Genomic DNA, 13,137 nt, shown 5'->3' on the forward strand with positions numbered 1-13,137 from the left:
ACTACTGTACTGCAGAAAGGCTTTGTTGAAACTTAGACTATGGGCGAAGAAGTTTGTCTTTTAACCGCATCCGCACCAAGACTGGTGCATGATCACTGCTGTAGGCATCCTGGTTGTAATCTGGCCGCCTCAGGTGTTGATCCAGGGTCTGATACCCCATTACATCGGCACGACAGGCTGGATGATGGCTATCGAACTCATCCGACAGCAGAATGTAATCGAGCACCTGCCCCTCTGCGCCATAGTAATGGGTTGCAGGTCGTTGTGCTGTAGTTGCAAGCAGTTGATTTGCCAGCAAGTAAGCATCATGCAATCTGGCTGGGTTAAAGCTGTGCTGATTCAATGCTTGGCTGTTGGCCTGCTTTTGCCACAGCAGACCTGCTTGCAGTAAAATCGCCAAGGGTGATTGCTCACTCAGCGTATCATTCAAATCTCCCAGCACTACCAGTGGCTGTTGGTGTTGTTGCCGACGTAGACAGAGCGCATGCGCTAACAACTGCGCTTCCGTGCCTCGTTGTACCGTCGAGGCCCAATAGCCGAACGCATCCTGCAGGGGGGAGGCATGACCCAAAGGGGTTAACAGGCTGCTATCTAACTGAGATCGCTTCGATTTTAAATGCACCACACAACAATCCAAGGCACCAAAATCCGGTACTTGTACGGTAGCACGTAGAGGATGACGGCTAAATTGCATACCACTTAAACCAGCTGCATTTAGTAAGGCAGTATCCGGCATCAAGGCAGCATACGAACTAATTTTAAAACGTGACGCCAGTGCAACCACGGGTTTATGATAAATGTAATCTGCAACCAGCTCTGGCTGCTGCACCACTACAAAATATGGGTAGCCTAAAGCTTGCACTTGTTGTTTCAGCGCTTCACAGCTAAAAACCTCCTGAAAGCCAATAATGTCAGGTTGTTGTTGTTCGATAATACGCTGTAACCATTGCTGTTTTTGCTGCCACTGTGCTTTGCTGTAAATAGCATCATACTCATAGCAGGCCAGTGGCGGCTCGATGTAATTAAGCAAATTAATGCTGGCAATACTAAAGGTAAAAAGCGACTGCATGAATCACTGTTATCCTGTTCGTTGAATGCACCGGGATCCGGGACAAGGCATTTGCACCACTGTGACAGACTGGGTACCATGCTCAAAGACACTATAACTATAAAGGAAATATTTTCATGGTAAAACGACTTGCACTCAGTGTTGCTCTGGTAGTCAGCAGCCCGCTTTATGCCCAAACTGTGTCGGTTCCGGCTCAGGATCAGTTTTTTGACCACATTGCAGCTTACTGCGGTCAGGCCTTTGAAGGTCGGGTCACTGAAGCCAACTTCACCGGTGTTGAAACCTTCACCGAGAATCGACTGGTGATGCATGTACGTCACTGCAGTGCTGACCGGCTGGAAATTCCGTTTCACGTTGGAGATAACCATTCTCGCACCTGGATCCTGACCAAAACTGGCTCTGGTATCCAATTAAAACATGATCACCGAACCAAAGAAGGGCTGCCGGATAACGCCACCATGTATGGTGGTCATACGATCAATGCGGGTTGGCCACATGCACAGTCATTCCCGGCAGATGACTTCTCCAAACAAGACTTTTTGCGACGCCGAATCCCTCAATCGGTTGGCAATACCTGGCATATGTACATTTATCCGGGTGAGTTTTTTGCTTACCGTTTAACCCGTGAAGGCCGTGAACTTCGGGTAGACTTCGATTTAACCAAGCCAGTTGCCCTGCCACCTACGCCCTGGGGCTATGAAGGTACCGAGTAACAGCAATAACTTCAGGTTAATGCTAATACACAGATAAGCCCAATTGCTCTGCCAGCCGGGTTACCATAAACATGGCCCGGCAGGAGTTGCCAAAGCTGTTCAGCCTGGGGCTCCAGGCCGCTATCACCCCGTAATTGGGCACGATGGCGGCAATACCACCACCTACCCCACTTTTCGCCGGCAAGCCTACGGTAAAAGCAAACTCACCGGACTGATCGTACATGCCACTGGTAGATAAAATGGCATTGACCCGGTGTGCATCACGCCGGCTGCATATTAACTGCTCTGTGACAGGCTGTACGCCGCGATTGGCTAGAAATACCAGACTGCTGGCCAGTTGCTCACAACTCATTTCCACTGCACATTGATAAAAGTAATGATCCAACACCTGCGGCACTTCCGCTTCGATGTTGCCAAAGCTTTTCATCAAGTAGGCCAGAGCCGCATTGCGATTACCGTGTTCTTTTTCCGACTGATAAACCTCACTGTCAGCCCATATTTGTTCAGTTCCTGCCAGTTTACGAATAAAGTTTAACAAGGCTGCCTTGCTGGCCGAATAGTGACTAACCAGCATATCGGCCACCACAATAGCACCGGCATTAATAAAGGGATTGCGTGGTATGCCATGCTCCCACTCCAATTGCACAATGGAATTAAAAGGCTGGCCGGACGGCTCCATATGCACGCGCTGCCAAACCTCTTCTTCCAGCCGGTTCATGGCCAATACCAGGCCAAAAATTTTCGAGACGCTTTGAATGGAAAAGTTCTGACTGGAATCACCAGCTGTGTGTAGCTGGCCATCTAAGGTCGCTACTGCGATGCCGGTTTGTTCAGGGGCTACAGCAGCCAGAGCCGGAATGTAATCAGCAACCTTGCCTTGCTCAGGCAATTGCCTGGCCTGTTCAACCAGGCTTTGCAGCAGTAATGACAAGTTGGATGGTTGTTTTGGTGTGCCTTCCATGTACTTCCTGGTGTTATAAGGCCTGTGCGCTTTGGATAGCGAACAGGCCTGGCATTAAGATGGGAGCTTATTGCTGAGCAGCAATCCATCGCTCAACGCGACGCTCCAGTAAATCCAGTGGCAAAGCACCGCCACCAAGAATGGTGTCGTGGAAGCCACGAATATCGAACCGATCACCCAGTACTAGCTCTGCCTGCTGGCGTAACTGCTGAATACGGATCATACCAATTTTATAAGAGGTGGCTTGCCCGGGCATCACCAGGTAACGCCGAACTTCCGAGCGCACAGCCTCCAATGGAATGGGTGTATACTGTTGGAAGTAGCCAATCGCATCTTCCTCTGTCCACCCTTTCGCATGAAGACCGGTATCCACCACCAGACGGACAGCACGCCACATTTCCGTTACCAGCCGGCCAAAGTCGGAATACGGGTCCTGGTAGGCTCCCATTTCCTTAGCCAGCAGCTCGGAATAAAGTGCCCAGCCTTCTACATAAACCGTAAAGCTGGCTTGGGTACGGAAACGAGGAATGTTCTCCAACTCCTGTGCAATGGAAATTTGCATATGATGCCCAGGGTTGCCTTCATGGTAAGCAATAGCTTCCATTTCATTTTTTGGCATGGCACGCATATCCGACAAGTGCGCGTAATAGATCCCAGGCCGAGACCCATCGGGAGTGCCAGGGAAATAATGCTGTGCCGCACCGGCTTGCTCACGGAAAGGTTCTACCCGCTTTACCACCAAATCGGCTTTGGGCAGGATGCCAAAATAATCCGGCAAGCGCTCATTAATAAAGGCCAGAAAGGCTTCTGAGTCGGTAATATAAGCTTGACGTCCTTCATCAGTATCTGGATAAAAAAACTGGTCATCGGTACGGATAAACTCAAAAAACTGATGCAGATCACCATCAAAACCAACTTGCTGCCTTATGGCTTCCATCTCTTTTGTCAGACGCTCCACCTCCTGCAAACCCAGTTGATGGATTTGCTCTGCGGTCATCTCCGTGGTGGTTGAAACCTGCAGCATATGGTTGTAATAAGCCTTGCCATTCGGATGGGTGGAAACGCCTGTTGGATTCACTGCAGCCAAAGCCACCTCTTGCTGCAACCAATCGAGCAACTGCTGATAAGCCGGTTGAAAATAGCCAGTAAGTGCCGCCCTTGCCTGCTGTTGCAGCGCTTTTGCTTCCTCATCATTTACCACTTGTTGTTGCTGCAACTGGCTGATTTTTTGTTGGGCATTTTCCCATAGCGGAGCGACCTGCTCCGACTCCAGGGTGAAAGGCTGGCCACGCAATAAGTTTTCAACCTGCTCGATCACGCCCTCATAGGCAAAACGTGGTGGCCGGATTCCTTGTTCAGTAAATTGCTCAGCTTGCTCCAGTAACTGCACCAGAGCATGACTAATGCCCTCCAGACGTTGGATATAAGCAAGCATATCTTCTTTGCTTTCCACCTGATGAAAATTCATCATAATTTGAGGAAGCAAGCTATGCATGCCCTGCATTTGATTGAATAAATAGTTGTGATGCCGAAAATCTGCGGCCGCTTTCATCTGCTGGTATTGATACAACCACAAATCGTAAGAATCCTGAGCCTCTTCTGTCAGGTTCTGGTAATCAAACTGGCTTTGCAATGCTTCTACCGTCGCAGCTTTCCATGCCAGTTGGGCATCCTGAGCCGCCAGGCTCATATCATCCACTTCGAATTGACGATCTTTGCGGCCAAGAAAGGTCAGCATCAGCGGGCTTTGTTGCAGCTGTTGTTCGTACTTTTCATCAAACCAGCGGGTCAATCGCTCACTTTCTTGTTGCTGAAACTCTGCGCTGATGGGTTGAGGTAAACTGCTTGCATGGTCCTGTGCAGGCTGACAGCCTGCCAACAGCAATGACAGTGAAACAGCAAGAACGGAATAACGCACCATAGTGGCTCCTGTATCGGATTCGTTGCTCTGCATCTACCGCAGTGGCCCGCTTACAACTTAATACAACATGCCAGCTTTAGGGTTTAATACAGAAAGAAGGTAAAGCGCTTCACTATTACAGAAATCCAGGGCGGCACGCAAGTCTGGCTCAATAATTCCCAGGACCTCCAGCACAAAGGGATCGAGTAAATTCGCTTGCTTGTAGAGATCCGCATGAATATTGGCCAATGCCAGGCGGGTTGATATATTCAACAACAGAACCGCAGGTTGCCTCAGATGCTTATCTGGCTGATGCTGCAAGGCTATAGGTTCAATGATAGAGGGTGGCAATTGCCATAATCGCAATAATGCGGCACTTAACTCGGCATAGGTAAAGCCCAACAGCCGGCGTTGGCATTGCCAGGGCTTCTCAGTTGCAGAGTACTGCTCACAGGCCTTGGCCAGTTCAGGATCCAACTGGCACAATGCCAGCTCGCCAATAGTGTGCAGCAGGCCAGATACATACAGCTGTTCACTTTGCCTTGGCACCACTTTATTGCCTAACGCCCTCGCTATTAAAGCACTGTGCACACTTTGCGCCCAAAATCTGTCCATATCAATGGCATTGGTGGTGACCTGTTCGCAGACACTGATCACCGCCGAGCTGACCACCAGGTTGTAAACTGTTTCGGCTCCCAATACCACCAGAGCTTTCCCAATGGTGTCAATTTTTTTGGGTAAACTGTATATCGCGCTGTTAGCTAATTTCAGCACTTTGCTGGCTAGTGAAGGATCCAGTTGGATAACTTCTGCCACTTCATCCATATCTGCCCGCTCGGACTCCAGCAATTGCTTGACCCGCAAATAAGCATCAGGAAAGACAAAAACTTCGGTTACGTTCTCGGCATACTGTAGAGCGTTCATCAAACGATGTCTCAAGTTGGTTTGTCTGCTTGCTATTAGTATAGCCGGCAAGCACATAATTGGAATATTGACTGAAAGAATAACAGATTAGCTGGGATAGGCGATACGTTTTACTGCAAAAGTAACGGGCAGCAGTTGGCTGCTGCCCGTTGGCCTTTTAATCGTAGATATGGAATAAATCAGCGTTTAGCCACAAATGTACAACGATGCTGGCGATGTAGCCTAGCAAAATAACCGGCGCCCACTTCAGATGCCCAAAGAAAGTATAATACCCCCTGGCCTGCCCCATCAGCGCCACTCCAGCCGCAGAACCAATGGACAACAAGCTGCCCCCAACGCCTGCAGTCAGGGTAATCAACAACCAGTGGCCATGCGACATCTCCGGCTGCATCGCCAGTACAGCAAACATCACGGGAATATTATCGATAACAGCAGAAATCATCCCCAACAGAATATTGGCAGAGGTGGCATTCCAACCTTCGTACAGCAGGTCGGACATTAAACCGAGGTAACCAAGAAAACCCAATCCGCCTACGCACATAACGATGCCATAGAAGAATAACAAGGTGTCCCACTCGGCCCTGGAAACCCGGCTAAACACATCAAAGGGCACCACACCACCCAAGCGCTTTAACTTTTCCTGATCCCCTTCCCGCTCAGCCATCGCTTTTTTACGAGCCAGTGAACCTGGCAGAGTCATCCGCAGGAAATAACCAAAAAACTGCAAATAGCCAAGCCCCATCATCATACCCAGCACCGGCGGCAGATGCAGCAAGCTGTGACACAGTACAGCCGTTGCTACAGTTAGCAAGAACAAAGTTAGAATTCGCAGCGCACCACGTTTTAGCTCCACCTCTTCATAGACAGCGCTGGGCTGTTTCTTTTCAACGAAATAGCTCATCACCGCTGCTGGTACCAGGTAATTGACCAGAGCAGGCAGGAACAACACCAGGAACTCATCAATACGAACCAAGCCAGCTTGCCATACCATCAGTGTAGTAATATCACCAAAGGGGCTAAAAGCACCGCCTGCGTTGGCAGCAATAACGATATTTACGCAACAAATATTAATAAACCGCTTGTCACCTTCGGCAACTTTCATCACCACGGCACACATCAGTAAGGCCGTAGTCAGGTTATCGGCAATAGGCGAAATAAAGAACGACAAAAAGCCAGTGATCCAAAATAAATTCTGGTAACTAAAGCCCTTACGAATCATCCAGGAGCGCAGCGCATCAAATAGGCGTCGCTCTTCCAGCGCATTGATGTAAGTCATAGCAACCAGCAGGAACAGCATCAATTCAGCGAACTCGAGCAGGTTATGACGAAATGCCGCCTCCGTCACATCGGGAATATCCTGACTGATGTAGACCCAGCCAATCAAAATCCAAATAAGGCCCGCCGCGACCAATACGGGCTTGGATTTACGCATATGGAGTTTCTCTTCGCCCATTACCAGAATATAGGCAACAACAAAGATTGCGATACAGACAAAACCAACGAGAGAGCTTGTTAAATCAAGTGGAGCAGCGGATGCAGCAAAAACCGGAGTGCTGAACAGCAGACACAGCAAACCAGCCAACCACGACACGCAACGGAGACTTTGCATGGCCAGACCTATCTAGTTACATTCGGATTAAAGGGAAGCTTTTACCTATTGCAGGCGGCGGCATTGTAGCATAGCAGATAAAGAAAAATCAGGACAAAATGCCAGAAAATAGCGTTAAATTGCGAGGTTGCGACTAAAGTAGCAGAAATAAAACATCTGTATGCACTAAGGGCTAGTTCTTAGTGGTTAAGTATGCAAAAAATTATCGGTAGTTAAGGTGTGATGATCAACATTTTCGGCTTAAACAGCCGCAGCTCAGTGAACTGGCCGGCTTAAGCCGGCACAGTTGCCAGGTCTCAGTGGGTCTGCACCTGCGCCAAAGCCTCCTGACACAAGGTTGTGACTCTTTGCCAGTCTCCTGCGGCAATGGCATCGGCCGGCAACACCCAGGAGCCACCCACACACACCACATTCGGCAGTGCCAGATACTCAAGGAAGTTTTTCTCATTGATACCGCCGGTTGGGCAGAAACGAACTTCTGAGAAAGGACCATGGATGGATTTCAATGTTTTAACGCCACCAGCAGCTTCTGCGGGGAAAAACTTGAAGTGGGTATACCCAAGTGCCAGCCCTTCCATCAACTCAGAAATGCTGGCAATGCCAGGGATCAGTGGGATCACAGAGTCCTTACCTGCCTGCAATAGCTCACGGGTCATGCCCGGACTGATGGCAAAACGGGCACCAGCGGCAATGACCTGCTGCAATTGCTCCGACGAAGTGACGGTGCCGGCACCAACAATCGCATCCGGTACTTCCTGACTTAGCAAGCGGATCGCATCCATTGCCACAGGGGTTCGCAGCGTCACTTCAAGAACGCGCAAGCCGCCAGCAACCAGTGCTTTCGCCATAGGCACGGCTTCAGCCAAATCATTTATGACGATAACGGGTACCACAGGGCCTTGAGCAAACAAGGTTGCAGGATCTAATTGCCAATTTTCAAATGCCATAGTGCTTACTCGCCCTGAGTTTGTTGTAAGATGGTTTGCTTCAGATACAAAGCAGCGCCAATAAGGCCGGGTTGCTCTGCTGTGATTACATAAGTTGGAATGGCCTGATTAAAGGCTGTAAAACGCCCTTTTTGCTCGAAGCGGGCACGAAACTCACTCTGCGGGAGCAGCGGTAATAGTTTCGGCACTATGCCACCGCCAATAAAAACGCCTCCCGTGGTGCTTAATGTCAATGCCAGATCACCGGCGATACTGCCAAGGCTGGCAAAAAACTGCGCTATGGTGGCTGAAGCCAGCGCATTGTCAGCGGCCAATGCCTGCTGTGAAATAGCAGCTGCACTGAGTGGTTCAACCTGCTGTTGGCGATACGCTGCCAGTGCCAGGTACAAGTCTTCCAACCCAGGGCCTGATAACAAGCGCTCTGGGGAAACATGGCCATATTTAGCGCTTAGCTGCTGGTATATTGCCCACTCCTGCTGATTGGTGGGAGCCCAATCGACATGGCCACCTTCTCCGGGCAGTGGCAGATAACCTTTTTCTCCAACAGGCAACAAATGGCCAACACCCAGACCAGTGCCTGCGCCCAGCACTGCCATCGGCTGCCCGGCAACAGCGGTACCTGCGCCTACCTGCACACAAGCCGCAGCTTGCACCGCAGGCAAGCTCATCGCCACCGCGGTAAAATCATTCATCACCAGCAAAGTGGAAAGCTCCAGTTGCTGCTGCATCGCGCTGATGGAAAATTGCCAGTGAAAGTTGGTCATTTGCACCATATCACCTTGCACCGGGCAGGCGATGGCAATAGCAACATCGCTTAAAGCATGCAACTGCTGATCTGTACGGTAATGCTGCAGTGCATCCGCCAGACTGGCAAAATCGGCACAACGATACTGCTGGACTTTATCCAATGTCAAAGCCGATAAATCCACCCGGCTGAAGCGGGCGTTGGTGCCGCCGATGTCTGCCACAATGGCGTAACGCACATCAGTCATTGCTACCTCCAGCGGCTACCAGATGATCTTCGGTCGAGAACAAGGCGCAAGCCCCCTCTTCTGCCCCGGTTAACTGAGCACGTAGCCCGCCAAAAATTTCCCGGCCCATGCCTGCGTAGCTATCGGATAAATCGATGGTTTCTGCCTGACGCTTGGCCAGCTCGTCCGCATCAACCAGCACTTCCAGTACACCTTGATCAGCATCTACCCGCACCAGATCACCGTTTTGCACTTTGGCCAGTAAGCCGCCTTCTACCGCTTCCGGTGTCACATGAATGGCTGCCGGAACCTTACCGGAAGCACCCGACATACGACCATCTGTCACCAGAGCGACTTTGTAGCCTCGGTCTTGCAACACGCCAAGAGGAGGTGTCAGTTTATGCAACTCCGGCATTCCAATGGCTTTTGGTCCCTGAAAACGAACCACCACAATGCAGTCTTTATTTAAATCTCCGGCTTTAAAAGCAGCGTCCAACTCGTGCTGACTGGAAAAAACTACTGCAGGAGCTGTAATCGCAGCAGTACCGTCACGCAAAGCGGAGGTTTTCATGACAGCACGTCCCAGATTGCCAGACAGCACCTCAAGCCCGCCATGGTTTTTAAAGGGAGCTGCGGCAGAAGTTAAGACACTTGGGTCAAGCGATTCGGTCGGGCCATCTACCCATACCAGCTTGCCATCTTGCAATACCGGCACCTGGGTGTAACGGCGCAAGCCAAAACCAGCCACGGTGTGCACATCTTCGTGCAGCAGGCCTTCATCCAGTAAAGTGCGGATCAGGTAAGCCATACCTCCGGCTTGTTGAAAATGATTGATGTCTGCCTGGCCATTGGGGTAAATACGGGTTACCAGTGGAGTCACACTGGATAGTTCGGCAAAATCATCCCAGTTGATCAGAAAGCCAGCCGAACGGGCGACCGCAATCAGATGCATAGTATGATTGGTAGAGCCGCCGGTAGCCAACAAGCCGACCAGACCGTTGACGATGGATTTTACATCCACCATGCTGCCGATGGGCAGGTACTCAGTGCCTAAGTCGGTCAAACGAGTCACTTGCCGGGTAGCGGCTTTGGTCAGCTCATCACGCAGCTCGGTTCCTGGATTTACAAATGAAGAACCTGGCAAGTGCAGCCCCATCATTTCTACCACCAACTGATTGGAGTTGGCTGTGCCATAAAAGGTACAGGTACCTGCTGAGTGATACGACGCTGATTCGGCCTCCAGCAATTGCTCTTTGCTTGCTTTACCTTCGGCATACAACTGGCGTACGCGCGCTTTTTCTTTATTGGGAATACCGGATGGCATCGGCCCTGCGGGTACAAACACAAAGGGTAAATGGCCAAAACTAAAAGCTGCCATCAACAGTCCGGGCACTATTTTGTCGCAAATGCCAAGCATCAGACCACCATCAAACATATTGTGCGATAGACCAACCGCTGCGGCCATCGCAATAATGTCGCGGCTCATCAAGCTGAGCTCCATCCCAGGCTGCCCCTGAGTGACACCATCACACATCGCTGGCACACCACCGGCAAACTGAGCAACACTGCCTACCTCTTGGGCTGCGGCTTTGATCAACGCCGGATAATGCTCATAGGGTTGATGTGCTGACAGCATATCGTTGTACGACGAAATAATGCCTATATTGGCTTTGGTCAGGCTACGCAGATCGGATTTATCCTGCTTGCCACAAGCAGCAAAACCATGTGCCAGGTTACCACAGGATAAGGTACCGCGATGGGGTCCTTTTAGGCGTGCCTTTTCAATCCTGGCCAGATAAACCGCCCGGCTGCGCTCACTTCTGGCGGCAATACGATCGGTGACTTGTTGAATGACAGGGTGCATAAATAGCCTCTACTCGGTAGCAAACATCACCTGGATATCAACACAGGGATGGTGTAAGAAAGCGCGGATTGGCATCTGCAGCACATCATCACCGGCTATGGCTTGGTTCAATACCGGCAGTTTACCGGCACCAACCAGATGCAAAAACAAGTGCTGCGTGTTCAGCAAACGCTGTTTGGACAACGAGATCCGCTGGTAAGGTGCTGTAGTCGGATGAACGGCCAGTGCATCCTGCGTCGTGTTCAGCCCCAAAGACAATTCCTGGCTGCAGGGAAACAGTGAGGCGGTATGGCCATCCTCCCCCATGCCAAGAATAACGGCATCAAACTTTGGTAACGATGACAGCCGCTGGTTAATCACAGCAGCTCCCTGCTCAGCGCGTTCATCTGTAGTCACCAGACTTACAAAGTGAGCCGCGCTGGCTTTGTCTTGCAGCAGTACCGACTTCACCAGACGCTCATTGCTGTCCTGAGCATCCGGAGCCAACCAACGGTCATCCGCCAGGGTGATGGTAACTTGCTGCCAGGGCAAGTCAGTCCCGGCCAAGTGTGCAAACAATGCCTGCGGTGTACGGCCACCGGACACCGCCAGGTAGGCATGGCCTCGCTCGGCAATGGCATCTTTAACTATGCGAATTAACCACCTGGCAAAGGTGCTGTTTAGCGCGCTACTGTTTTCAAAACGATGAAATTGCATCCTGACTCCTATTCGTCCCAATTGCGGTCATCACGTGCCAGCAATGAAATGGCAGATACAGGCCCCCAACTGCCGGCCTGATAACTTTTAGGGGTTTCGCCTGTTGCTTGCCAGGCTGCCAAAATACCATCCACCCAACGCCAGGCATGCTCCACTTCATCGCGACGTACAAAGAGGTATTGATTGCCAAGCATGGCTTCAAGCAGTAAGCGCTCGTAGGCATCGGCAATGCGCTTGGAACTGAACGTTTCATCAAAGCTCAAATCCAGCTTGGTTTGTTTCAGCTGCATGTGCTCACCCAAACCTGGAATTTTGTTCATGACCTGAACTTCCACACCCTCATCAGGTTGCAGACGAATGATCAGCTTATTGGCTGGCAACTGCTTGTAAGTTTCATGAAAAATATTGTGTGGTTGCGGTTTAAAACTGATCACCACTTCGCTGCGCTTTTCCGGCATACGTTTACCGGTCCGCAGGTAGAAAGGAACTCCGGCCCAACGCCAGTTATCGATATCCACTTTAATCGCAACAAAAGTTTCTGTGCTGCTATTGCTACGCGAGCCCTCTTCATCCAGGTAGCCCGGCACAGCGCCGCCGGCAACATAACCACCTGCGTATTGACCACGTACCGTCTTTTCATGCACATTGCTGGTATCAATAGGACGCAAAGCCTTCAATACTTTAAGCTTTTCATCCCGGATGCTGTCGGCATCCAGGCGTGCTGGTGGCTCCATCGCTATCAGCGTCAGTACCTGCAATAAATGGTTTTGCACCATGTCACGCATCTGACCGGCGTCGTCGTAGTAACTCCAGCGCCCTTCGACTCCAACTTCTTCAGCTACAGTAATTTGCACGTGATCGATGGCATTATGATCCCAGTTCGAAGCGAAAATTGCGTTCGCAAAACGCAGGGCCAACAAATTAAGCACCGTTTCTTTACCAAGGTAGTGATCGATGCGGTAGATTTGGCATTCGTTAAAATACTGAGCCACTTGCTCATTGATAAGCCGGGATGATTCTAAATCGTGACCAATGGGCTTCTCCAGCACAACCCGGGCAGGTTCGGCTGCAAGGCCGGCGGCGTGCAAGCCAGCACAAATCGCGGAAAACAACGCCGGTGGGGTAGCAAAATAGCTGACCGGAATGCGCTGGCTACTATCTACTACAGCACTGAGTTTCTTGTAATCCGCAGTCGCGCTTAAATCCAGTTGCACATAATGCAAACGCTCTTTAAAACGTTGCCAGACTTCTTCGTCAATCGGCTCTTTCTTAATAAAGGTTTCCAGGTTTTTCCGAACCAGTTGCTGATAAGCCTCTAACTCCAGCTCATCTCTGGCCACCCCTATTACCCTGCTGTCATCCTGCATTAAACCGGCTTTTTCCAGTTGATACAGAGCCGGCAATAACTTACGACGCGCCAGATCTCCTTTGGTGCCAAATAAAATAAGATCACAGGCTTTTGCTGCAGATGACATAGTTTAGT

11 protein-coding genes are annotated in these 13,137 nt (G+C 50.5%); 1 reads left to right on the forward strand and 10 read right to left on the reverse strand.

Annotated features, from left to right (window positions below; translation table 11 throughout):
- Nucleotides 1-37: 37 nt before the first annotated feature.
- A complete protein-coding gene (locus ABC502_RS15040; RefSeq protein ID WP_345916473.1) occupies nt 38-1,069 on the reverse strand; it encodes an endonuclease/exonuclease/phosphatase family protein in 1,032 nt (343 codons plus the stop codon).
- A gap of 116 nt (nt 1,070-1,185) precedes the next feature.
- On the opposite strand from ABC502_RS15040, the gene ABC502_RS15045 reads away from it, so the two are divergent.
- Entirely contained in the window at nt 1,186-1,782 is a 597-nt protein-coding gene (locus tag ABC502_RS15045) for a hypothetical protein (protein ID WP_330087042.1), read from the forward strand.
- Between the two features lie 22 nt (nt 1,783-1,804).
- Here ABC502_RS15045 and glsB read toward each other — a convergent pair whose 3' ends face one another.
- The 9 genes from glsB to zwf all read right to left on the reverse strand — a co-directional run bounded on the left by glsB (nt 1,805) and on the right by zwf (nt 13,129).
- Entirely contained in the window at nt 1,805-2,743 is a 939-nt protein-coding gene (glsB, locus tag ABC502_RS15050) for a glutaminase B (protein WP_330087043.1), read from the reverse strand.
- A 67-nt stretch (nt 2,744-2,810) separates the two neighbouring features.
- Nucleotides 2,811-4,661: a DUF885 domain-containing protein gene (locus ABC502_RS15055; protein WP_345916597.1), complete on the reverse strand. Its 1,851-nt coding sequence runs from the start codon at nt 4,659-4,661 to the stop codon at nt 2,811-2,813.
- A gap of 60 nt (nt 4,662-4,721) precedes the next feature.
- Nucleotides 4,722-5,567, reverse strand: a complete 846-nt coding sequence (locus tag ABC502_RS15060) for an HDOD domain-containing protein (protein WP_345916474.1) — start codon at nt 5,565-5,567, stop codon at nt 4,722-4,724.
- Nucleotides 5,568-5,724: 157 nt separating this feature from the next.
- Nucleotides 5,725-7,176, reverse strand: coding sequence for a sodium:proton antiporter NhaD (gene nhaD / locus ABC502_RS15065; protein WP_330087045.1), 1,452 nt, complete (start codon nt 7,174-7,176; stop codon nt 5,725-5,727).
- Nucleotides 7,177-7,472: 296 nt separating this feature from the next.
- Nucleotides 7,473-8,123 (reverse strand): bifunctional 4-hydroxy-2-oxoglutarate aldolase/2-dehydro-3-deoxy-phosphogluconate aldolase, encoded by a 651-nt coding sequence (locus ABC502_RS15070; RefSeq protein WP_345916475.1) that lies wholly within the window; start codon nt 8,121-8,123, stop codon nt 7,473-7,475.
- A gap of 5 nt (nt 8,124-8,128) precedes the next feature.
- The gene (locus ABC502_RS15075; RefSeq protein ID WP_330087047.1) at nt 8,129-9,115 is read right to left on the reverse strand and encodes a glucokinase; all 987 of its coding nucleotides are present in this window, start codon (nt 9,113-9,115) and stop codon (nt 8,129-8,131) included.
- On the reverse strand, nt 9,108-10,958 hold the full coding sequence (gene edd, locus ABC502_RS15080) for a phosphogluconate dehydratase (RefSeq protein ID WP_345916476.1): 1,851 nt from the start codon (nt 10,956-10,958) through the stop codon (nt 9,108-9,110). Before edd ends, ABC502_RS15075 begins: the two co-directional genes overlap by 8 nt.
- A gap of 9 nt (nt 10,959-10,967) precedes the next feature.
- Nucleotides 10,968-11,654 (reverse strand): 6-phosphogluconolactonase, encoded by a 687-nt coding sequence (gene pgl, locus ABC502_RS15085; protein ID WP_345916477.1) that lies wholly within the window; start codon nt 11,652-11,654, stop codon nt 10,968-10,970.
- A gap of 8 nt (nt 11,655-11,662) precedes the next feature.
- Nucleotides 11,663-13,129 carry a glucose-6-phosphate dehydrogenase gene (zwf, locus tag ABC502_RS15090; RefSeq protein ID WP_330087050.1) on the reverse strand — a complete coding sequence of 489 codons (1,467 nt, stop codon included), beginning with the start codon at nt 13,127-13,129 and terminating at the stop codon, nt 11,663-11,665.
- Nucleotides 13,130-13,137: the final 8 nt, after the last annotated feature.

Source organism: Alkalimonas sp. NCh-2, from assembly GCF_039631345.1.
GTDB lineage: Bacteria > Pseudomonadota > Gammaproteobacteria > Enterobacterales > Alteromonadaceae > Alkalimonas > Alkalimonas mucilaginosa.

What these genes read in the sequence shown, in the direction of transcription:
- glsB (WP_330087043.1), bottom strand. Translation starts at nt 2,743, where the DNA reads ATGGAAGGCACACCAAAACAACCATCCAACTTGTCATTACTGCTGCAA.
- edd (WP_345916476.1), bottom strand. Translation starts at nt 10,958, where the DNA reads ATGCACCCTGTCATTCAACAAGTCACCGATCGTATTGCCGCCAGAAGT.
- ABC502_RS15045 (WP_330087042.1), top strand. Translation starts at nt 1,186, where the DNA reads ATGGTAAAACGACTTGCACTCAGTGTTGCTCTGGTAGTCAGCAGCCCG.
- ABC502_RS15060 (WP_345916474.1), bottom strand. Translation starts at nt 5,567, where the DNA reads ATGAACGCTCTACAGTATGCCGAGAACGTAACCGAAGTTTTTGTCTTT.
- ABC502_RS15075 (WP_330087047.1), bottom strand. Translation starts at nt 9,115, where the DNA reads ATGACTGATGTGCGTTACGCCATTGTGGCAGACATCGGCGGCACCAAC.
- pgl (WP_345916477.1), bottom strand. Translation starts at nt 11,654, where the DNA reads ATGCAATTTCATCGTTTTGAAAACAGTAGCGCGCTAAACAGCACCTTT.
- ABC502_RS15070 (WP_345916475.1), bottom strand. Translation starts at nt 8,123, where the DNA reads ATGGCATTTGAAAATTGGCAATTAGATCCTGCAACCTTGTTTGCTCAA.
- nhaD (WP_330087045.1), bottom strand. Translation starts at nt 7,176, where the DNA reads ATGCAAAGTCTCCGTTGCGTGTCGTGGTTGGCTGGTTTGCTGTGTCTG.
- zwf (WP_330087050.1), bottom strand. Translation starts at nt 13,129, where the DNA reads ATGTCATCTGCAGCAAAAGCCTGTGATCTTATTTTATTTGGCACCAAA.
- ABC502_RS15040 (WP_345916473.1), bottom strand. Translation starts at nt 1,069, where the DNA reads ATGCAGTCGCTTTTTACCTTTAGTATTGCCAGCATTAATTTGCTTAAT.